Genomic DNA, 21,360 nt, shown 5'->3' on the forward strand with positions numbered 1-21,360 from the left:
TTCCAGTGCTCTGCACGTTGTCCATCACGGGCACCAAGCGGGGATGTTAGTTTTATCTCCAAGTTGGGGAGTGGCAAAAATGCCTGAGACAAATGCCCTCTTTCAATCGGGAAGCGATCTGAATCAGAATTCAGCGAAAGCCCAGGCGGAAGTTCTCGAGTTTCCCGTTCACCACTCTGCGGCCGGCACGGCTGCGGACCGTTGCACCACATCCGATGAAAGAAAAGACTTCTTCATCGAACGCGACGGCAAGCGTTTCGCGGGAACGCATCTGATCATCGACCTGATCGGCGCGAGCCGTCTGGACGATCTCGCTCATATCGAGGCGGCGCTCCGCCGTTGTGTCGAGGTGTCGAAGGCGACGCTTCTGCACATCCATCTTCATCACTTCACGCCCAATGGCGGTGTGTCGGGCGTGGCGGTGCTGTCGGAGAGCCATATCTCGATCCACAGCTGGCCCGAAGCCGATTATGCGGCGCTCGACGTCTTCATGTGCGGAGAGGCCGAGCCGCATAACGCCATCGAGGTTCTGCGCGAGGCGTTCAAGCCGTCCGAAATCCGCGTTGGCGAGCATCAGCGCGGCGAGGGCATGGTCTGATGACGGATGGAGCGATCCCGGAAACGGATAAAGGGCGCTGGGTGGTCGAAACCCTCTATGAGAAAGAGGGTTTCACCTGCGCCTTCCGCGCCGACCGGGTGCTTTATGAGGAAGAGACCGGCCAGCAGCATCTCGTGATCTTCGAGAACGGTCTCTTCGGCCGGATGATGGCGCTCGACGGCATCACCCAGGTGACGGAGCGCGACGAGTTCATCTATCACGAGATGATGACCCATGTGCCGATCCTCGCGCACGGGGCGGCGAAGCGCGTGCTCATCATCGGCGGCGGCGACGGCGGCATCCTGCGCGAGGTCGTGCGTCACGAAAGCGTCGAGCATGTCACCATGGTCGAGATCGATCCGGCGGTGACGGATTTCTGCAAGCAGCAATTGCCGCGGATATCCGCCGGCGCCTTCGACGATCCGCGCCTCGATCTCGTCTTCGCCGACGGCGCAAAATTCGTCGAGGAGACGGGCGAGAGCTACGACGTCGTCATCGTCGATTCCACCGACCCCATCGGCCCCGGCGAAGTCCTCTTCCGCGAAGAGTTCTACCGCGCGGCAAAGGCAAGGCTGACGCCGGGCGGCGTCATCGTCACGCAGAACGGCGTGCCCTTCATGCAGGGCGATGAACTTGCTGCCACGATGGAAAAGTTCCGCCGTCTCTTCAAGGTCGCCTCCTGCTATCTCGCCACCATCCCGACCTATGTCGGCGGTCCGATGGCGATGGGCTGGGGCACGGATGACGAGACGCTGAAAGTCTTGTCCCTCGAAGAGCTGACGCGTCGCTACGAAGCGGCAAATCTCGTCACGCGCTACTACACGCCGGAAGTGCACAAGGCGGCCTTCGCGTTACCGCGCTACGTTCAGGATTGTCTCAAGCCGTGAGCATCGGGCGCAATGCAGCCAGAGGTTGTACGCGGGTTGTAGCGTCATGCGTGGGTGCTGCGATGCAATGTGTCATTTGATTGACACGAATCACTCTTGGCCTTTAGCTGACTGCAAGAGCTTTTTTGTCCCATTTGGTTGAGTTGCGGCTCAGGGGCATTGGGTGGGGGAGGGCTGGGATGACTGACCTGAAGGGTAACTTCCGGAGCGCAGACATGCTCCGTGTACCCGGTATCTCGGATCTGAATATGCAGGCGGAAGGTGCCGCCGACGATATCGGCGAGCCGACCCTTGGCGACATGCTGATCGTCACATCGGGTGGAATTCTCTCGACGGCGATTGCCGGGCTCGGCGTCTGGAAGCTGGTCGAACTCGTCGTCTGACAGGCGGCCCGGATCAGTCGAGCTTCTCGGCCGAGACGACGATGCCGTCCGCATCGGCGTAAAGCCACTCGCCGGGTTCGATCGTGAGCCCTGCAAAATTCACCGCGACATCTTTCTCGCCGAGGCCGCGCTTGTCGCTGCGCCTGGGATGCGCCGCCAGTGCCTTGATGCCGATGTCGCAGCCTGCGAGTTCCGCCGTGTCGCGCACGCAGCCGTAGACCACCACACCCGCCCAGCCGTTCTTTTCCGCGAGCTTGCCGAGATTGCCGCCGAACAGCGCGTAACCCGTCGCGCCGCCGCCATCGACCACGAGCACGCGGCCCTGGCCCGGCGCTTCCACCGCCTCGCGCACCTTGCTGTTGTCGTCCGGCACCTTGAGTGTCGCCACCGGGCCGCAAAAAGCGGTGCGGCCGCCATAGTCGCGGAACACGGGTTCCGCATGGCGGACGAGGTCGGGATGGGCGTCGGAAAGATCGGTCGTGGCGGGCGCGGTTGTTTTGGTCATTTGAAGTTTCCCCAGCGGTAACGCCGTTCCTTTAGCGCGCTCCGCGCCTTTTGTCTCCCCCCTGCCTTGGAGTGGCGACGCCCACTCTTTGAGCGGTTCCGCCACCCCCGAAAAACCGCTAGAGCAGATCGCGATGAGACGGAATCGCCTTGCGATCCCGTCTCATCGTGAAAATCTGCTCGTCGCTTATAGTCTGGACCGTTTTCCGAACCGGCAGGTGTTTACCCCTGCCTGGAAAACGGTCTAGGCTTTTGGCATCGGTATCCGGAATTTGAAGCCGGATTGTCTTGTCTTGAGGGAGGCGGGGCAGACCGGCAGGAGGAAACAGCAATGGCACTGGCATATGATGCGCCGGCACGCTCCGACGCGGCTGAGGGTCCAGGCGTGGCCATTCTCGGCGCGGGCGTTGCAGGCATCTGCACCGCAATCAAGCTGAAGGCAAAAGGCTTCACCAACTTCACGATCTACGAGAAGGCCTCCGAGATCGGCGGAACGTGGCGCGACAACACCTATCCGGGATGCTCCTGCGACGTGCCGCTGCACATGTATCAGTTCTCGTTCGACATGCGGCCAGACTGGACCAAGAAGTTCGTCTTCTCCGCCGACATCAAGGCCTATCTCGAATCCGTCGTCGACAAATACGGGCTGCGCAGCCACATCCGCTTCAACACCGAGATCGACGATGCGCGCTTCGACGAGCAGACGGGCCTCTGGACGTTGAAGTCCGGCAACGAGACCTTCGAGGCGAATGTCGTTGCGGCGGGCACCGGCCAGCTTCACCGTCCGGTCTGGCCGAACATCAAGGGCCGCGACAGTTTCGCGGGCGACAGCTGGCATTCGGCGCAATGGAACCATTCGGTCGATCTGAAGGGCAAGCGCATCGCCGTGATCGGCAATGGCGCGAGCGCCATCCAGTTCGTGCCGGAGATCGCCAAGGAAGCGGCGAGCGTCACCATCTTCCAGCGTTCGGCAAGCTGGGTGTTGCCGCGTCCGCAGCGCGAATTCTACGGCTGGGAGCGTGCGATCTACAAGGCGCTCCCCTGGACCATGAACATCCAGCGCTGGAAGATCTACTGGTTCGGCGAGCTGCTGTTCCGCACCTTCCACACCTCCGGTGACGCGCTGAAGAAAATGGGGATCGACGAGATGGAGCTCTATGTCTCCGATCCCGAAAAGAAGCGCAAGCTCACGCCGGATTACGAACCGGGCTGCAAGCGCGTGCTCTTCGCAAACGACTGGTGGCCCACCATGGGCATGGACCATGTCGATGTCGTGACCGAAAGCATCGAGGAGATCGTGCCCACGGGCGTTCGCACGGTGGACGGAAAGTCACGCGACTTCGACATCGTCGTCTATGGCACAGGCTTCGACACGACGCACTTCCTTGGGCCCATGAACCTGAAGGGGCTTGCGGGCCGCGATTTGAAGGACGCCTGGAAGACGGGCGCCGAAGCGCATCACGGCATGACGGTCTCGGGCTTCCCGAATTTCTTCATGCTCTACGGACCGAACACCAATCTCGGCCACAACTCGATCATCTTCATGATCGAGTGCCAGGCGAACTACATCGCGCAATGCGTGGAGAAATTGAAGAAAGACAATCTGCTCTACATGGATGTGAAGCCCGAGGCGCAGCGGGCTTCCAACGAAGCCGTCCAGGCGGACAACGCCAACTCCGTTTTCGCCTCCGGCTGCACGAGTTGGTACAAGACCGAGAGCGGCAAGGTCACCAACAACTGGGCGAATTACACCTTCAAGTACTGGTGGCGGACCCGCCGTCCGGACTTCGCGGAGTTCAATCTTCGCGCGCGGACAGCGAGTGCGCAGGGTGCGGGTGCGAGCGGGATGCAGGTGGCCGCCGCCCAGTAGCGGTAAAAGCGGGGATAGTTTTTTCTCTATCCCCGCCTCCTTCGCCGAAAGGAACAGGGGCCGGTTCATCGCTGAACGGCCCCTTCTCTTTTTGACAGTTCGATGACATTTCGATGACAGACGGCGCGATTTCGGGCCTTTTATCCCCGCCTAGGCGCCCTCCGCCAGCCGCCGCACAGTCTCCGCGGTGAAGGCATCGCCCGGCATGAAGGACTCGATGACAAGCTCCGAAAAAGTGATGTCGACAGCCGTGCCGAAGACCGTCGTCGTCGTGAAAAACGACAGTGTTCCGGCTTCCGTCTTCAGTTTCAGCGGAACGATCAATCCTCCGTACTCGGATTTATAGCCTTCCGAAGGCTTCTTGCCGCCGGGATAGGATTCGAGTTCCGTCACGAGCGCGGCGAGACCTTCGTCATTCGTAATCTCGATCTGCTGTTGCAGCCTGTCGAAAATATGCGCCCGCCACTCGCCGAGATTTTCGATGCGGCTGCCAAGCCCTTCCGGATGAAGGCTCAATCGCAACACGTTCACCGGCGGTTGAAGAAGTTCGTCCGGAATGCCCGCGAGAAAAAGCGTCAGCGCGGCGTTACCGGCAACGAGATTCCAGTGCCGGTCCACCGCCAGAGCGGGGAACGGTTCGTAGGAGGCAAGCACGAGATCGACCGCCCGCCGCGCCGCCGCCGCATCCGGACTGTCGAGCCGCGTCTCGGAATAGACAGGCGCATAGCCCGCCGCAAGAAGCAGGGCGTTCCGTTCACGGAAGGGCATTTCGAGGCGCTCCGCCAGATGAAGCAGCATGTCGCGGCTTGGGCGCGAGCGTCCCGTTTCGAGGAAGCTCAGATGCCGCGCGGAAATTTCCGCGTCGCAGGCAAAGGCGAGCTGGCTCAGGCGCCGCCGCTGGCGCCACGACCTCAACATCTCGCCCACGGGTTGTGCGTGCATGTTCATGGAGAAACGCTACCGCGAAGCGGGAAGGACAACAATTACCTTGAACGTAATGGGAGCGGGACTCCAATCACAAAAAAAACCGCCGGGGGTTGCCCCGGCGGTTCTGCATATCGTCCGTAGAAGGAAGGGCTTAGTGGGCGCTGGCCTTCTTGAACTGGTCGGCTTCGGTCGAGTCGCCGAGTGCCGTGGTGGAGCTTTCGCCGCCTGCCGCCGCGATGGAGACCATGTCGAAATAGCCCGTGCCGACTTCGCGCTGGTGGCGGGTCGCCGTGTAGCCCTTCGACTCCGAAGCGAACTCGGCCTGCTGCAGCTCGGAATAGGCTGCCATGCCGCGGTCGCGGTAGCCCGACGCGAGTTCGAACATACCGTGATTGAGCTGGTGGAAACCGGCCAGCGTGACGAACTGGTACTTGTAGCCCATCGCCGCGATTTCCTTCTGGAACTTCGCGATGGTCGACTTGTCGAGATTCGCTTCCCAGTTGAAGGACGGCGAGCAGTTATAGGCGAGCAGCTGGTCCGGATATTCCTTCTTCACCGCTTCGGCGAAACGCTTCGCGTCGTCGAGGTTCGGCTTGGAAGTTTCCCACCACAGCAGGTCGGCATAAGGCGCGAAGGAGAGGCCGCGCTTGATGCAATGATCGACGCCCGTGCCCGGCTTCAGGCGATAGAAGCCTTCGATGGTGCGGCCCTTGTCGAAATCGATGAACTCGTGATCGCGCTCGTCGATGTCCGATGTGATGAGGTTCGCGCTTTCGGCGTCCGTGCGCGCCATGATGAGCGTCGGCGTGCCGGAAACGTCGGCGGCGAGGCGCGCGGCGTTGAGGTTGCGCTCATGCGCGCGGCTCGGGATCAGAACCTTGCCGCCGAGATGGCCGCACTTCTTTTCCGATGCGAGCTGGTCTTCGTAGTGGACGCCGGCGGCGCCCGCTTCGATATAGGCCTTCATGATTTCGAAGCAGTTGAGCGGGCCGCCGAAACCGGCTTCCGCGTCTGCGACGATCGGCAGGAACCAGTCGCGCTTCGCGCCGCCTTCCGAATGCTCGATTTCGTCCGCACGCTTCAGGGCGCGGTTGATCTTCTTCGCGAGTTCCGGACCGGCATTCGCGGGGTAGAGCGACTGGTCGGGATACATCGCACCGGCCGTGTTCGCGTCGGCGGCTACCTGCCAGCCCGAGAGGTAGATCGCCTTCAGGCCCGCGCGTGCCATCTGCATGGCCTGGTTGCCCGACAGGGCGCCCAGCGAATGCACGTAGTCGGTCGTGTGCAGCAGTTCCCAGAGCTTGTTCGCACCGCGCGTGGCGAGCGTGTACTCGATCGGGAAGGAACCGCGCAGCTTCTCAACGTCTTCGACGCTGTAGTTGCGCTTCACATTGTCGAAGCGGCCCTTGGGCGCGCTCGGAACGATATCGTAGAAGGTCTTGCTCATGGGATACTCCTCGGGTCCGGAGGTGGTTTCGGTCAGGCTTCGTTTTCAAGGATGAGTCGGTAGGCCGGCAGCGTCAGGAACTCCTCGCATTCCTGTGCCTTGGTCATGTCCGAGAAGAGGCTCACCGCCTGCTCGAAGTGACCGGAAGTCCAGCGCTCTTCGCCAAGCGTTTCGCGCAAGGTCTTCATTTCGTCGGCGAGCACTTCGTCGAAGAGCTCCGGCGTCACCTTGCGGCCGTCGCTGAGCGTCGCGCCGTGATAGATCCACTGCCATATCTGCGTACGGCTGATTTCGGCCGTGGCAGCGTCTTCCATCAGATTGTAGAGCGGCACGGCGCCGCGGCCGCCGAGCCATGCTTCGATATACTGGACGCCGACGCGGCAGCATTCGCGCATGCCGTGCTCGGTGCGTTCGCCCTTGTGCGGCTCGATGAGTTCTTTCTGGCCGACATTCACGTCCTGGCGCTGGCGGGCGAGCTGGTTCGGCCCTTCGAGCTTGCCGAAGACTTCCATCGCGACCTTCACGAGATCGGGATGGGCAACCCATGTGCCGTCATGGCCGTTGTTGGCTTCGCGTTCCTTGTCGGCGCGCACCTTGTTGAAGGCGGCTTCGTTCGCCGCTTCGTCGCCCTTTACCGGTATCTGCGCCGCCATGCCGCCCATCGCGAAGGCGCCGCGCTCATGGCACGTCTTCACGAGAAGAAGCGAATAGGCATTGAGGAAGGCGCTGCCCATCACGACCTGCGCGCGATCCGGCAGGATGAAGTTCGGGTTCTTCCCGAGCCGCTTGATGTAGCTGAAGATGTAATCCCAGCGGCCGCAATTGAGGCCGACGATGTGATCCTTCAACTCATAAAGGATTTCGTGCATCTCGAAGGCGGCGGGCAGCGTCTCGATGAGGACGGTGACCTTGATGGTGCCGTTCTTGACGCCGAGCACTTTCTGCGCGTGAACGAAGACATCGTTCCAGAGGCGCGCTTCCTTGTGGCTCTCCATCTTCGGCAGATAGAAGTAGGGGCCGGAGCCGGAAGCGATCTGCTTCTTCGCATTGTGGAAGAAATAGAGGCCGAAATCGAAGAGGCCGCCGGACATCGGCTCGCCGTCGACTTCGAGATGCGCTTCCTCGAGATGCCAGCCGCGCGGACGGACGATGAGCGTCGCGGGCTTCTCGATGACGTCGTAGTGCTTGCCGTTCGTCTCGTCGGTGAAGCCGATCGCCTTGTCCCAATAGGCCATCATGTTGATCTGGCCGCCGATCATGTTGTCCCATGTCGGCGCGGCCGCGTCTTCGAAGTCGGTCATGTAGGACTGCGCGCCGGAATTGAGCGCGTTGATGACCATCTTGCGGTTGTCGACGGGACCGGTGATCTCGGTGCGGCGGTCGAGCAGGTCCTTCGGGATCGGCGCAACCTTCCAGTCGCCCTCGCGAATATCCTTGGTCTCGGCAAGGAAGTCGGGAAGCTCGCCCGCATCGAATTTCTTCTGGCGTTCGGCGCGCGCCGAAAGCAGTTCGCGGCGGCGGGCACCGAACCGGCGCTCGAGATCGGCTACGAAAGCGAGTGCTTCCGGTGTTAGCACGCGCTCATAGCCCGGCTTCATGGCACCCTTGACGGTGATACCGTCGGCAATGGTCGTGGCTGCTGCCTTGCTCATGCTCGCTCGCCTCCTCAGAACTGCTTGTCGGGTTTCGTTTGCGCGCGGTCATACAATCTCGACACCTGAATGTCCAATGTTTCCTAAGTTGTTGAAAATATTGAAGTAAAAAACTTCACAAGAATCTCGTTCGATTCTGTTGATTATGTAAATCCTGTAAATTAAAGTGCCCGCGACGGCCCGGATTGCGGGCATTCTCATTGGGTTTGAGCCATGGCCTCGGAGAAAAAAGTCTTTGCCGGTCCACGCGTTAGGCGGCTCCGCCGCGAACGCGGCCTCACCCAGGCGCGGATGGCAGCCGATCTCGGCATCTCCGCCAGTTACCTTAATCTGATCGAACGCGACCAGCGGCCCGTCTCCGTTCAGGTGCTCCTGAAGCTCGCCGAAGTCTACGATGTCGAACTTCGGACGATCGGGGGCGACAATGAAGCGCAAGCGCTGACGGTGCTCCGCGAGATCTTTTCCGACCCCCTTTTTCGCGACGCGGGCCTCACGATCCAGGATCTGCGTGAAATCGCCTCGGCAAGTCCGGCGGCAGCAGATGCGATCTCGAATCTCTACCGTGCCTATCAGGAGAGCGTCACCAACGGTTCGATGCTTGCCGAGAGGCTGGCTGATCGCGACATGCTCGACGGCGCGGAGGCGCCGGGCTTGCCGCTCGAAGAAGTGCGCGATTTCATTAACAGCCGGAACAATCATTTCCCCGAACTCGACGATGCGGCGGAGCGGCTTTATGCGACTGCGGGCATCGGCTCGGAGGAGCCCTACGTGGCGCTTCGCACCGCATTGCGCGACCTTCACGGGGTCTCGACACGCATAGCGCCCGCCGATCTCATGCCGCACGAACTCCGGCGCTATGATCGCCATCGCCAGACGATCTTCCTTTCAGAACTCCTGGACCAGCCGGGCCGTTCCTTCCAGCTTGCCTATCAGCTCGGCTATTTCGAGCAGTCGCGCGTGATCGAGGACATTGTCGAAAGCTCGGGCCTCGAAAGCGAGGAGGCGCAGCGGCTTTGCCGCGTGGCGCTGGCGAACTACTTCGCTGCCGCACTCCTGATGCCCTATGCCGCTTTTCACAAGACGGCGGAAGCGACGCGCTACGACATTCGCCTGCTGGGGCGCCGCTTCGGCACGAGCTTCGAGCAGGTCTGCCATCGCCTCACGACGCTGCAGCGTCCGGGCGCGCGGGGCATTCCCTTCTTTCTGATCCGCGTCGACAACGCGGGCAACGTGTCGAAACGCTTCTCGGCGGCAGGTTTCCACTTTGCGCGCTTCGGCGGCACCTGCCCGCGATGGAATGTGCATGACGCGTTCCGCGTGCCCGGCGAGATCTACACGCAGGTCGTGCAGATGGAAGATGGCACACGTTATTTTTCCATCGCACGCACCGTGAGCCGCGCAGGCTCGGGCATCGGCGTACCGGGCGACCAGTATGTCGTCGGCCTCGGATGCGAAATCGGCCATGCCAGGAAGATCGTCTACAGCCAGGGTTACGACCTCGACGATGAGCGCGGGGCCATGCCCATCGGCGTCAATTGCAGGCTCTGCGAAAGGCTCGACTGTTCACAGCGTGCCTTCCCGCCGCTAAAGCACCGGCTGACCGTGGAAGATCACGTGCGCGGCATCTCGCCCTTCGGCGTGCCCGTGCGCGACGCCTGACCTTACAAGCCGAGCAGCGCTCTCACTCCGTAGGCGAAGAGAGCGAGCGCCACGACGCTGACAAGCCAGATGCCCGCAAACCAGGCGAGCCGCTTGCCACGGCCCTCCTCATGCTTGTTATTCATGCTCATGATGCGCATAGCCGCCGTGTTCGCTCGCCTTGCCGTGGAAGACGCTGTAGGCGTACACGGTGTAAAGCAGCACCATCGGTAGCACGACGGCAACGCCGACGAGTGCGAAGATGACGCTGGAACGCGGCGCGACGACATCCCACACCGCGACCGAGGGTGGGATGATGTTCGGATAGAGGCTGATCGCTATGCCCGCGAAGCCCAGCACGAAAAGCCCGATGGACGAGAGAAAAGGCAGAAGCTCGCGCTTCGAGAAAATCGACCAGAAAAGCGAGACGGCGAGAGCCAGCGTAAGCAGCGGGATCGGCGAGAGGTAGAGAATATTGACGCCACCAAACCACCGATCCGCGATAGCGGGGCGCAAGAGCGGCGTCATCACGCTCACCGCCACCATCGCAATCAGAGTGCCGCCGCCGAGGACGACGGCGGAACTCCGCGCCCAGTCCTGAACATGGCCTTCCGTCTTGTAGATCAGCCAGGTCGCACCGAGGAGACCGTAGCCGACGACGACGCCGATGCCGGTCAGGATCGAGAAAGGCGTCAGCCAGTCGAACATACCGCCCGCGTAGCGCACGCCCTCGACTTCTACGCCCTGCACGAGGGCGCCGAGCAACACGCCTTGCATGAAGGCGGCTGTGAGCGAGCCCCAGAAGAAGGATCTGTTCCACAGATGGGTGCTCGTATGCGCCTGATGACGGAATTCGAAGGTGACGCCACGAAAGATCAGGGCGAAGAGCATCGCCATGACTGGAATGTAGAACGCAGGAAGAGCGATCGAGTAGGCGGTGGGGAAGAAGACGAGAAGGCCGCCGCCGCCGAGAATGAGCCACGTTTCGTTGCCATCCCATACCGGTGCAACCGAATTGATCATCGTGTTGCGCGCGCCTTCGTCCGGCGCGAAGGGGAACAGAATGCCGACGCCGAGGTCGAAGCCGTCAAGCACCACGTACATCAGGATAGCGACGCCGATGACCGCGCCGGAGATGATCGCAAGCATTTCCATGGCCTCTCCTCCTATTCCGCAGGCACGACAAGACCAGGGCGTGCTCCCCTGATGGCTTCGGGCCTTTCTTCGGTTTCACGCGTCGTAAGGGGATCGGGACCGCGACGTACGAGTTTCGTTAGATAGTAGAGATAGGCGCCGAAGAGTCCGCCATAGACGATGAGAAAGAGGACGAGCGTCGTCGCGATGGAGGCGCCGGTGACGGTCGGCGAGAAGCTGTCTTCGGTGCGCATGACGCCATAGACGGTGTAAGGCTGCCGCCCGACCTCCGTGACAAACCATCCGGCGAGAGTTGCGACGAAGCCCGCTGGCGTCAGCAGAACCGCCAGGCACCTGAGCCATACGCCGTCGTAGAGCGTGCCGCGCCAGCGTGCCCACGCACCCCACGCTCCCAGAAGAAGGAAGAGGAAACCGAGCCCGACCATGATGCGGAATGACCAGAAGACGACGCCGACAGGCGGCTGGTCTTCGACGGGTATATCCTTGAGGCCCGGCACGATGCCGTCGGGATCATGGCGCAGGATGAGGCTGGATCCATACGGGATCGAGATTTCGAGGTGGTTGCGTTGTTCCTTCTGGTCGGGCATGGCGAAAATGTGGAACGGAACGCCGCCGCGCGTCTCCCAGTTTCCCTCCATCGCGGCAACCTTGATGGGCTGGTGTTCGAGCGTGTTGAGGCCATGCTGATCGCCAAGAAATATCTGCAGCGGTGCGAGCACGAGCACGCCCCACATGGCGATGGAAAAGGCGCGCCGCGCGACTTCGCGATTGCTTCCGTTCGACAGATAGAAAGCTGAAATGCCGGAAACGACGAGCGCCGTCGTGAGATAGGACGCCGTCGTCATGTGCATGAGGCGCCAGGGAAAGGATGGATTGAAGATGACGGCAAGCCAGTCATCGACGACATATTGCCCGTCGACGAGGGTCGCCCCCGCAGGTGTTTGCATCCAGCTATTGGCGGCGAGAATCCAGAAGGCCGAAATTGCGGTGCCGGCGGCAACGAGGCAAGTGGCAAGGAAGTGCAGGCGCGGCCCCACCTTCTGCCAGCCAAACAGCATGATTCCCAGAAACCCTGCCTCCAGGAAGAACGCAGTGAGTACTTCGAAGCCGATCAATGGCCCGAGCGCGGGGCCCGTGACGCGTGACCACTCCGACCAGTTGGTGCCGAACTGGTAGGAGAGAACGAGGCCGGAAACGACCCCCATCCCGAAAGTGAGTGCAAAGATCTTCACCCAGAAGCGGTAGAGAACGAGCCATGCTTCGTCTTTCGAGCGCAGGTACTTTGCCTCGAAAAAGACGAGGAAGCCTGCAAGTCCGATTGTGAGAGTCGGGAACAGGATGTGAAAGGAGACGGTGAAGGCGAACTGAAGGCGGGCAAGGATTTCGGCGTCGAACGGCGGCATGGCACGTCTCCTCCATCATGGAAGGTGCGCACTCAAGTTACACCTTCTCTCCCGTCGCCCGCACTCCTGAACCTGCCACGAAACGTCACGCGACGAAAGCGCCCACAATTTTCCAATGGATTTTGAATCACGCGATCCGTCAGCGGATCACGCGAGCCGACGGGAAGCTGAGCCCGATGCGCATGCCCGTTTCTGGATCGCGGCGCTGCGCACGGACAATATCGAGGGTGCCGCCGTGAAGCTCCATCACCTTGCGGGTAAGGGAGAGTGCGAGGCTTTCCTCACGGGGCGCGCTGCTGTCCTCGGCGCTGACGAAGGGATCGTCCGCCATTTCGAAATCGGGCAACGTGTCGAGTTCCATCTGCACGATTTTCGGGTCGCGCACTTCGTCGAGCGCTACGCGGATGCCGCCGTTCTCCTCGCGCACGGTGAGGCGGATGATGGAGCCACGATGGGCGCAATGAATCGCTTCCGCGATGAGACGAAAGAGGCCCTGGCGGAGCCGGCGTGCATCGCCACGGAACCCCGGCAGGCGGTTCGGGCAATCCATTTCGATGGACACACCTTCCTCCGCAGCGTGCTGGCGCTGGCTTGCAACCGCAATGTCGGCGAGCTGGCCCAGATTGCATATTTCGTCGGTAATATCGATCTCGTGCATTTCCGCTTCGGCAATGCCGAGCAGGTCCTCGATCATGTCGAGCAGCATGGTGCCGCTCGAATAGATGTCGCTTGCATATTCCTTGTAGCGATCGGTCCCCATCGGTCCGAGACGCTCGTTCTTCATCATCTCGGAAAAGCCGATGATGTGCGTCAGCGGCGTCCGCAGGTCGTGATTGACGTTCGAGAAGAAGCTCTGGCTGCGCTTGTAGGTTTCCTGGCTGCGCGCCTCGGCATCGTGCATGGTCTGTTCGAGCTTGCGGCGCACGGTAACGTCGTTGAGTGCTGCGACGCGTGCGGGCACACCGCCCCAGCGTGTGTCCACGATACGCATTTCGGCGAGACGACTGTCTCCGTCGGGTCTCGTGATGGTGACGTCGTGCTCACCCGGATCGCTCGGCAGGCCGAAGGGCTTGCCAATGAGATCGTCGCCGCTGCGGCCAAGAATGTCCTGCGCCGCGCCGTTCGCGAAGCGAATGGTGCCCTGGCTGTCGAGAATGACGATGGCTTCCGGCGTTTCCTGCACCAAAGTCACATGCGGCTTGTCCGCATCCGCGAGCTGGGTGGCGTCTGCCGGGCGCTCGTCGCGCAACTGGCGCCGGGTGACGGCTCGCCTGATCGCAAGGCCGAGAGAAAGCGGGGTGTCGATTTCGAGGGAGAGGCAATCCTCGGCGCCTGCTTCGATGGCCAGGGCCTGAAGCGCTGAATCGCCTGAACCGATTGCGATGACGGGGGCATTGGGACCGAGCGAGACGACCCGGCCAAGGAAATCCAGGGCTTCGTGGCTGCCTTCGCCGATATCGATGACCAAGGCATCGATACCGGGTTCGAGCAATGGCGCAATGCCATCCTCGGCGGCCGAGAAGCCGAATGAAATGGGGCCGGCTGCGCCGGAGCTCGAAAGCGTCGCGAAGCTGCTGCACAGCGCCGGCGATGTGCTTACGACATGAGTGAAAAGCGCGCGCGGAGCGCGTGGGCCCCTCGTTCCGGCTGGCGAAGACCTGCTGCTCATTGCGATGCCCGAACGTGCCAAGGTCAAACCCATTTCCAAGCCCCCCTGGGCCCCAGAACCAAACTCATATAGGCCGACTGAGGCGGCTTTTAGCCGCGTGAGTTAACGATCCGATTCTTTGGTAAACAGAAGGTAAAGGAGGCGCTTATTTTGTGGGTGGCAGGGCGGCGCCCCACAAGGTGGGCTCGGTGAATTAACGGTGAAAACGGCGTTTTTCTGCTGGTTTTCTACAAGTCGAGCACGTCGGCGTTAACTTTCATTTTTTTGCAATCCTGGGTCCGGAAATGGTTGGGAAACTCGCGTTTTTCCTCTCTTCGCGGCGGAAATTGGGCAGCGGCCGGGAAGGGTGATTCGCCCGGGAGCGAATGCTTGTGACCGGCTGGCCTATGGGCTAGGTATGCGCCCGCGCCGCAAACGGCCGAAGGCGCACCTTGAGGCCCGCCCCCAAAGGCAGACCAATGAGCAAGAAAGAGAAGACCTTCCGTCCCAAGGCGCGCGTGCCGAAGGGGCTTCGCGACATGCCTGCGGCGCTGGTGCGCGCGGAGCAGAGGATGCTTGCGCGCATTCGCGAGGTCTATGAGCGCTACGGCTTCGACCCGCTCGAAACCTCGGCTATCGAATATGCCGATGCGCTTGGCAAGTTCCTGCCCGACGAAGACCGGCCGAACGAAGGCGTCTTTTCCTTTCAGGACGATGATGAGCAGTGGCTGTCGCTGCGCTATGACCTGACCGCGCCGCTCGCGCGCTATGTCGCCGAGAACTACGACGCGCTGCCGAAGCCCTTCCGCCGCTACCAGACGGGTCCGGTCTGGCGGAACGAAAAGCCGGGACCGGGCCGTTATCGCCAGTTCACGCAGTTCGATGCCGACACGGTGGCGGCGCCGGGCGTCGCCGCCGATGCCGAAATGTGCATGATGGGCGCCGACTGCCTCGAGGCGCTCGGTATACCGCGCGGCAGCTATCGCATCCGCGCGAACAACCGGAAAGTGCTCGATGGTCTGCTGGAGACAATCGGGCTCGACGGCGAGCCGGGCAGCGCCACCTACATGACGGTGCTGCGCGCCATCGACAAATACGACCGCCTCGGCCGCAAGGGCGTCGAGCTGCTCCTCGGGCCCGGCCGCAAGGACGAATCCGGCGACTTCACGAAAGGGGCCGGACTTTCGCCGTCTCAGACAACGGCGGTGCTCGATTACGTGGAGTCGGGCGTTGGCGAGGGCTCGACCGACCGCAACATCGTTCTTGAGGGGTGGCGCAAGGTCGTCGGCGAAAGCGCAATCGGCCGCGCGGGCATCGACGAGCTTGCCGAAATGGACGCGCTCTTCACGGCAGCGGGTTACGGCACGGACCGGATCGAGTTCAACTCATGGATCGTGCGCGGCCTCGGCTATTACACCGGCCCTGTTTTCGAATCCGATCTCCTGTTCGAGGTGAAGGACGAGAAGGGCAATCCGGTGCGCTTCGGCTCCGTGGGGTCGGGCGGGCGCTATGACGGGCTCGTTGAGCGCTTCAAGGGTGTGAAGGTACCTGCAACCGGCTTCTCGATCGGTGTGAGCCGGCTTCAGTCCGCGCTCGAACTGCTTGGTAAGCTCGATGTGGAGGATGTGACCGCGCCCGTCGTCGTCCTGACGCTCGATGCTGCCAATATGGCGGACTACCAGACGATGGTCTCGGAACTCCGCAATGCGGGCATCCGCGCCGAGCTTTATCTCGGCGGCTCGGGCATGAAAGCGCAGCTCAAATATGCCGACAAGCGAGGCGCGCCGATCGCCGTCATCGAGGGCGAAGACGAGCGCGCGAAAGGCGAAATCACGCTGAAGGACCTGATCCTCGGCGCGCAGATATCGAAAGAGATCGAAGACAACGCCGCCTGGCGCGAGGGTCAGCCGGCACAGGTTTCCGTGCCGCGTGCGCGGCTCGTCGAAGAGGTCGTCTCGATGCTTGCCCGGCATCGCCCCCGCCTGGACCATCACGGCTGACCGCCGCAATCACTCCTGTCTCGATATTTACCATTTTCATGCTAGATAAGGCCCGGTCCGGAAGGTCCGGCGGGGCCGGGAAGTATTCGATATGTCATCTGAACCTATGGCAGCACTGGATGGAGAGAGCCTGCGCGCGCGGGAAGCGCTCGGCGCGTCTGTGCGCAGCGGCTTCGAGAAGGCCGGCTATGCGCCCGTTTCGGCGCCCTCGCTGCAGCCCGCCGACATCTTCCTCGACATGTCCGGCGAGGACATCCGCCGCCGCATGTACGTCTTTGCGGACCCGGCAGGGGACGAGCTCTGCCTGCGTCCGGAACTGACGATCCCCGTTTGCCGCCTCTACCTCGAAAGCGCTGGCGGCGCGCAGAAGCTTTGCTCACTCGGCCCGGTCTACCGGTATCAGCAACGGGGTTCGGCGAAGCTTCGGGAGTTCACGCAGGCCGGCCTCGAATGTCTCGGCGCGGACGACGCGGAAGCGGCAGACGCCGAAGTGATCTCGCTTGCCGCTCGCGCGCTGGCCGATGCGGGCCTGGAGAGCTACGGGATTGAGATGGGCGATCTCGCGCTCTTCGACGCCTTGATCGATGCGTTGGACCTGCCCTCCGGCTGGCGCTCGCGACTGAAGCGCCACTTTTGGCGGCCGGACTATTTCCGGGAATTGCTGGACCGGTTGGAAGCGGGTGAAACCGGTGAGGAGACCAGTGATCGGCAGGCTCTCATCTCCGCCATCGCAGGCCTCGACGAGGCACAGGCGAAGGACGTGATCGAGGATGTGCTGAAGCTCGCGGGCATCGCGCCCGTCGGTGGTCGCACGGTGGAGGAAGTGGCGGAGCGGCTCATCGAGCAGGCCGAGCTTGCCTCGTCGAGCGTCCCGAAAGCCGCGACGAAGCTGATCTCGGATTTCCTGGCTGTCTCGGGCGCGCCGCAGGACGCGATCGCCCGTGTGCGTGCATTGGCGAAAAGCGCAGGTGTCTCCATCGAACCCGCCATTGCGCGCTTCGAGCGACGAATGGAGCTTGTTGCGAAGAGGGGCCTCGACCTCTCTCGCGCGCATTTCGCCACCGGCTTCGGTCGCAACATGGCGTACTACACGGGCTTCGTTTTCGAGTTCCGGGTGGATGCACTCGGTGCGGACGCGATGATCTGTGGCGGTGGCCGCTATGACGATCTGCTCTCGGCTCTCGGCGCCGGGAAGCCCGTGCCGGCTGTCGGTTGTGCTGTCGGCATCGAACGGCTGCTCGCGGCAGTCGCGAGGGAGAAGGGCCAATGAGCGGAAAACTCGTGATCGGCCTTCCCTCGAAAGGCAGACTTCAGGAGAACGCGACTGCCTTCTTCGCCCGGGCGGGCCTCAAGGTGCGCCAGGATGGCGGACGAGGCTACACCGGCCGCCTCGACGGTATCGCAAATGTCGAGATCGCCTTCCTTTCGGCGTCGGAAATCGCAGGTCAGCTCGAGCAAGGGCTGATCCACCTTGGGGTGACGGGTGAGGACCTGATCCGCGAGAAGCTGTCCGCCCCCGAGCGCGATATTGAGATGTTGCTGCCGCTCGGCTTCGGTCACGCGGACGTCGTCGTCGCCGTGCCGCAGAGCTGGATCGATGTCGCCTCGATGGCGGACCTCGATGACGTCGCGCTCGCCTTCCACAGGAAGCGCGGGCGCAGGCTTCGCGTCGCCACCAAGTATTTCAACCTGACACGGCGCTTCTTCGCCGAGCACGGGCTCACGGACTACCGCATCGTCGAAAGCCTCGGCGCCACAGAGGGTGCGCCGGCGGCCGGTACGGCGGAAGTGATTGTCGATATCACGTCGACGGGAGCGACGCTGGCGGCGAACAATCTGAAAGTGCTCGATGACGGTACGATCTTGCAGAGCCAGGCAAACCTCGTCGCAAGTCTCGGTGCGGAATGGAGCGAGACGGCGCTCGCCGCCGCCGGTGAAATTCTCGATCGTGTTTCGGCGCAGGCGCGCGCCGCGAAGGTCGTGGAAGTGCGCTTTGCGAGCGGGGCGGACGATGTCGTGCTGATCGACGAAATCACGAACCGTTTCGGAGTGATGCTGCCTTTCGGCAACGGCGCCGTGACGCCGGTGCGCATTGCTCACTGCCCGGAAGCAAACCTCTACGATCTCGTGTCCTTCCTTTACGCAGAGGGTCGCGAAACGGTGACAGCTGCCCGCGCGGATTATGTGTTCGAGGCGAAGAACCCGCTCCGCGAAAGGCTAACCACGCGCCTTCACGGAAAAGACTGAGCGATCATGACTCCGACCCTTGCCGCCATCACCGCCATCGTCGTCGTGGTGACGGCAACGCTTTCCGGCATCTTCGGGATGGCGGGCGGCATGATCCTCATGGCCTTCCTCACCTTCGCCTATTCGGTGGGGGCGGCAATGATGCTGCATGGCGTGACGCAGGCCGTGTCGAACGGATATCGCGCCGTCATCAACCGCAGCGACATCGTCTGGTGGCTCGTCGCGACCAACATGGCGGGCTCGCTCGCCGCGCTCGTGCTCTTCATGCTGGTGAGTTTCGTGCCGGACAAGGCCACGGTCTATCTGGTGCTCGGCGCCATTCCCTTCGTGGCCTTCTCGATTCCGAAAAGTTGGGGCCTCGACATCACGAAGCCTTTCGTCGCGCCTGTCTGCGGCTTTGTGGTGACGGCTCTTACGCTTACGGCGGGCGTTGCCGGGCCTATTCTCGACGTTTTCTTCGTACGCAGTCCTCTAACGCGCCATCAGATCGTCGCAACCAAGGCCGTGACGCAGACGCTGCAGCACCTGACGAAGCTTCTCTATTTCGGGGTCCTGGCGGCACATCTCCTGCCTGCCGCGGACCTGCCTTGGTGGATTTATGTGATGGTGGCGCCGCTCGCCATGCTCGGCACGACTTTCGGAAAAATGCTGCTCGACCGTATGAATGACGGCCAGTTCAAGAGCTGGAGCCGCTATATCCTCTTCGTGCTTGGTGCGTTTCTCCTCTGGCGCGGGGTATCGCTGCTACTGGTTTGAGAAGCCCTTGCGCGCGAGGAATTTGCGCCGCCCCTGCTCGCCGATCTTCTCCATGAGCGGAAGAAGAGGGCGGATCATCCAGGGGAACGAGCCGAAGAAGCGCGCGGTCAGGCTCGCGCTCCATGGCGAATAGATTTCGAGCCTGCCTGTGTCGATCGCTTTCAGCGTCGCATTCGCGATGTCGTCGGCGGTCATCACCTTGTCGATGAAGTTCAGTACCGAGCCGCCATGAAGGGCTTCGTGATGCAGCATGGGTGTGTCGACGGCGGCGGGATAGACGCCGGATACTTTCACCCCGAAGGGTGCAAGCTCCTGATGAAATCCGCAGAGAAATCCGCGAAGCCCGAACTTCGAGGCGGAATAGATGGCGCTGTCTTTGAGCGATATCACTCCGCCGAGTGAGACGGTCGCAACCATCGCTCCCCTGCGCCGCGCGATCATCTGCGGTGCAGCGGCGCGCATGAGGCGGATGGGCGCGCGGAGATTCACCTCGAGGTGAAGGTCGAGCGCGGATTGATCGATATCGGCGGCCGCGCCTGGCACGATGACACCGGCATTGTTGACGAGGACGTCGAGGTCGGCCATATCCCCGCACAACCGGCCGCAGAGCCGCTCCACCTCGTCGCGGGAGGAAAGGTCGCACACGAGCTTCTCCGATCCCGAAGAGAGGGTTGCGGCCAAGGCATCGAGAGGCGCCATATCCCGGTCGACAAGAACAAGTTCGTAGCCGCGGAGATCGAGAGCGCGGGCGATTGCGCCGCCTATCCCGCCCCCCGCGCCTGTGATGAGCGCCTTCATGCTTATGCGGCCTTCCGGGCGCTGGCGATGCACAGATTGTCAAAGCAGCCATCATCGAGGTCGTTCCAGCCCAGGCGCTTGCGGATGCGTTTCATCTGCTTGCGATAGGCGTCGATCTCGACATAGGTCGCATGCCGTGACGATCCGACGAACTTGATGCCGCCGGAAAGGTCCGGCCGGTCGTTCACGATGAGCCGGTTTGCCGCTTCCGCTTCCTTGCCGCCTTTCGCGCGGGCGAGGATCGTGCGGGCGATGAGATCGGCCATCTCATCGAAAAGCTTGTAGGCGCCGCCATTGGTTTCCATGAAACCGAGCGAATAGAGCGTCGGATGCTCGCGGCTGAAAAGGTTCATGTAGAGGTCCGGCCTGCCTTCCTTCCAGGTGAAGAGGGAAGGATCGACATAAGGCACCTTCCATGTATAGCCCGTGGCACAGATGACGAGGTCGATCTCTTCCGACGTACCGTCCTTGAAGTGAACTGTCTTTCCCTCGAAACGTGCAACATCCGGCTTCGCCTTGATATCGCCGTGACCGAGATAGTGGAGGAGCTGCGTATTCAGGATCGGGTGGGTTTCGAAGAGCCTATGATCTGGCTTTTGCAGCCCGAGTCGTGTGAGATCGCCGTTCAGGATACGCAGGATGACGCCGAAGATGCGTTGTGTGAGCCACATCGGCAGATGCGGCCCCTCATGCGCGACGACGTCGGCCGGAAGGCCGAAAAGATGTTTCGGCAGGAAGTGATAGCCGCGTCGGAGGCTGATGAAAGCTGCATCCGCGCCCTTCGCCGCGTCGCATGCGATATCGCAACCCGAATTGCCGGCGCCGATGATGAGGACGCGCTTGCCTCGGAACTCGTCCATCGAGTTGAAGGTCACGGCGTGCCGCATCTCGCCGGTGAATTCGCCTGGATAATCCGGCATCGCAGGATGCCAGTTCGTCCCGTTCGCGCAGATGAGTGAGCCGTAGCTCTTCGTTTCACCCGTCGAAAGCGTCACCCGCCAGCTTCCATCCGCCTGCAGTTCGGCTTTTTCGACCGACGTGTTGAAGCGGATGTGGTCGCGAAGCCCGTAGGCATCGGCAAAGCTCTGCATGTAGGTGTGGATCTGCCGGTTGGACGGGTAATCCGGATAATCCTCCGGCATCGGAAAGTCGTGATAGTGCGATTGGGTCTTGGACGAGATGAAATGGGCCGAATCGTAGATGGGTGAACCGGGATTGGTCCGGTCCCAGAGACCGCCGACATCCAAGTGCCGTTCATAGACCTCAAAGGGAATGCCGTGGCGCAGGAAAGTACGCGCAAGGCTCAACCCGGCCGGCCCGCCGCCAACCACACAAACCCGTCCGATGTCGCCCACAATCCGCCCCCGATAAAACATGAATAATCCTCATATTTGTGATAAGTGATAAACCCTCATATTTTCCGGCGCAAGAGAAATTTCACCGGGAT

The 21,360-nt window shown here is 61.9% G+C and carries 19 protein-coding genes; 9 read left to right on the forward strand and 10 right to left on the reverse strand.

The window, feature by feature from the left end:
* The first annotated feature begins 79 nt into the window (after window positions 1–79).
* The 3 genes from speD (at window position 80) to ACKUUH_RS03455 (ending at window position 1,868) form a co-directional block, all read left to right on the forward strand.
* Window positions 80–598: an adenosylmethionine decarboxylase gene (gene speD, locus ACKUUH_RS03445; protein WP_407948459.1), complete on the forward strand. Its 519-nt coding sequence runs from the start codon at window positions 80–82 to the stop codon at window positions 596–598.
* A complete protein-coding gene (gene speE / locus ACKUUH_RS03450; protein WP_407948460.1) occupies window positions 598–1,485 on the forward strand; it encodes a polyamine aminopropyltransferase in 888 nt (295 codons plus the stop codon). Before speD ends, speE begins: the two co-directional genes overlap by 1 nt.
* Window positions 1,486–1,664: 179 nt before the next feature.
* Window positions 1,665–1,868: a hypothetical protein gene (locus ACKUUH_RS03455; protein WP_407948461.1), complete on the forward strand. Its 204-nt coding sequence runs from the start codon at window positions 1,665–1,667 to the stop codon at window positions 1,866–1,868.
* Between the two features lie 13 nt (window positions 1,869–1,881).
* Here ACKUUH_RS03455 and rraA read toward each other — a convergent pair whose 3' ends face one another.
* Entirely contained in the window at window positions 1,882–2,373 is a 492-nt protein-coding gene (gene rraA / locus ACKUUH_RS03460; RefSeq protein ID WP_407948462.1) for a ribonuclease E activity regulator RraA, read from the reverse strand.
* A gap of 330 nt (window positions 2,374–2,703) precedes the next feature.
* Here rraA and ACKUUH_RS03465 point away from each other — a divergent pair, with 330 nt between their 5' ends.
* Window positions 2,704–4,242 (forward strand): flavin-containing monooxygenase, encoded by a 1,539-nt coding sequence (locus tag ACKUUH_RS03465; RefSeq protein ID WP_407948463.1) that lies wholly within the window; start codon window positions 2,704–2,706, stop codon window positions 4,240–4,242.
* 150 nt (window positions 4,243–4,392) lie between these two features.
* Here ACKUUH_RS03465 and ACKUUH_RS03470 read toward each other — a convergent pair whose 3' ends face one another.
* From ACKUUH_RS03470 to aceB, 3 genes are all read right to left on the reverse strand, one after another.
* Complete coding sequence (locus ACKUUH_RS03470; protein WP_407948464.1) at window positions 4,393–5,190, reverse strand: helix-turn-helix domain-containing protein; 798 nt, start codon at window positions 5,188–5,190, stop codon at window positions 4,393–4,395.
* 130 nt (window positions 5,191–5,320) lie between these two features.
* Window positions 5,321–6,616, reverse strand: coding sequence for an isocitrate lyase (aceA, locus tag ACKUUH_RS03475; RefSeq protein ID WP_407948465.1), 1,296 nt, complete (start codon window positions 6,614–6,616; stop codon window positions 5,321–5,323).
* Between the two features lie 32 nt (window positions 6,617–6,648).
* On the reverse strand, window positions 6,649–8,268 hold the full coding sequence (gene aceB, locus ACKUUH_RS03480; RefSeq protein ID WP_407948466.1) for a malate synthase A: 1,620 nt from the start codon (window positions 8,266–8,268) through the stop codon (window positions 6,649–6,651).
* 213 nt (window positions 8,269–8,481) lie between these two features.
* On the opposite strand from aceB, the gene ACKUUH_RS03485 reads away from it, so the two are divergent.
* Window positions 8,482–9,927, forward strand: coding sequence for a short-chain fatty acyl-CoA regulator family protein (locus tag ACKUUH_RS03485; RefSeq protein WP_407948467.1), 1,446 nt, complete (start codon window positions 8,482–8,484; stop codon window positions 9,925–9,927).
* 2 nt (window positions 9,928–9,929) lie between these two features.
* Here ACKUUH_RS03485 and ACKUUH_RS03490 read toward each other — a convergent pair whose 3' ends face one another.
* The 4 genes from ACKUUH_RS03490 to ACKUUH_RS03505 form a co-directional block, all read right to left on the reverse strand.
* Entirely contained in the window at window positions 9,930–10,058 is a 129-nt protein-coding gene (locus tag ACKUUH_RS03490) for a DUF2474 family protein (protein WP_407948468.1), read from the reverse strand.
* Window positions 10,045–11,061, reverse strand: coding sequence for a cytochrome d ubiquinol oxidase subunit II (cydB, locus tag ACKUUH_RS03495; RefSeq protein WP_407948469.1), 1,017 nt, complete (start codon window positions 11,059–11,061; stop codon window positions 10,045–10,047). Before cydB ends, ACKUUH_RS03490 begins: the two co-directional genes overlap by 14 nt.
* Window positions 11,062–11,072: 11 nt before the next feature.
* Window positions 11,073–12,464 (reverse strand): cytochrome ubiquinol oxidase subunit I, encoded by a 1,392-nt coding sequence (locus ACKUUH_RS03500; protein WP_407948470.1) that lies wholly within the window; start codon window positions 12,462–12,464, stop codon window positions 11,073–11,075.
* A gap of 139 nt (window positions 12,465–12,603) precedes the next feature.
* A complete protein-coding gene (locus ACKUUH_RS03505; protein ID WP_407948471.1) occupies window positions 12,604–14,133 on the reverse strand; it encodes a histidine kinase dimerization/phospho-acceptor domain-containing protein in 1,530 nt (509 codons plus the stop codon).
* A 458-nt stretch (window positions 14,134–14,591) separates the two neighbouring features.
* On the opposite strand from ACKUUH_RS03505, the gene hisS reads away from it, so the two are divergent.
* The 4 genes from hisS (at window position 14,592) to ACKUUH_RS03525 (ending at window position 19,115) form a co-directional block, all read left to right on the forward strand.
* A complete protein-coding gene (hisS, locus tag ACKUUH_RS03510) occupies window positions 14,592–16,112 on the forward strand; it encodes a histidine--tRNA ligase (protein WP_407948472.1) in 1,521 nt (506 codons plus the stop codon).
* A gap of 91 nt (window positions 16,113–16,203) precedes the next feature.
* Window positions 16,204–17,382, forward strand: a complete 1,179-nt coding sequence (locus ACKUUH_RS03515) for an ATP phosphoribosyltransferase regulatory subunit (RefSeq protein ID WP_407948473.1) — start codon at window positions 16,204–16,206, stop codon at window positions 17,380–17,382.
* Complete coding sequence (hisG, locus tag ACKUUH_RS03520; RefSeq protein ID WP_407948474.1) at window positions 17,379–18,359, forward strand: ATP phosphoribosyltransferase; 981 nt, start codon at window positions 17,379–17,381, stop codon at window positions 18,357–18,359. The genes ACKUUH_RS03515 and hisG overlap by 4 nt, the downstream gene beginning before the upstream one ends.
* Before the next feature lie 6 nt (window positions 18,360–18,365).
* Window positions 18,366–19,115, forward strand: a complete 750-nt coding sequence (locus ACKUUH_RS03525) for a TSUP family transporter (protein WP_407948475.1) — start codon at window positions 18,366–18,368, stop codon at window positions 19,113–19,115.
* Here the strand turns inward: ACKUUH_RS03525 and ACKUUH_RS03530 are convergent.
* Together ACKUUH_RS03530 and ACKUUH_RS03535 are read right to left on the reverse strand one after the other, a co-directional pair.
* A complete protein-coding gene (locus tag ACKUUH_RS03530) occupies window positions 19,104–19,913 on the reverse strand; it encodes an SDR family NAD(P)-dependent oxidoreductase (RefSeq protein ID WP_407948476.1) in 810 nt (269 codons plus the stop codon). The genes ACKUUH_RS03525 and ACKUUH_RS03530 overlap by 12 nt on opposite strands.
* Before the next feature lie 2 nt (window positions 19,914–19,915).
* A complete protein-coding gene (locus ACKUUH_RS03535) occupies window positions 19,916–21,289 on the reverse strand; it encodes a flavin-containing monooxygenase (RefSeq protein WP_407948477.1) in 1,374 nt (457 codons plus the stop codon).
* Window positions 21,290–21,360: the final 71 nt, after the last annotated feature.

It is taken from the genome of Parvibaculum sp. (assembly GCF_045863935.1).
Classification (GTDB): Bacteria; Pseudomonadota; Alphaproteobacteria; order Parvibaculales; family Parvibaculaceae; genus Parvibaculum.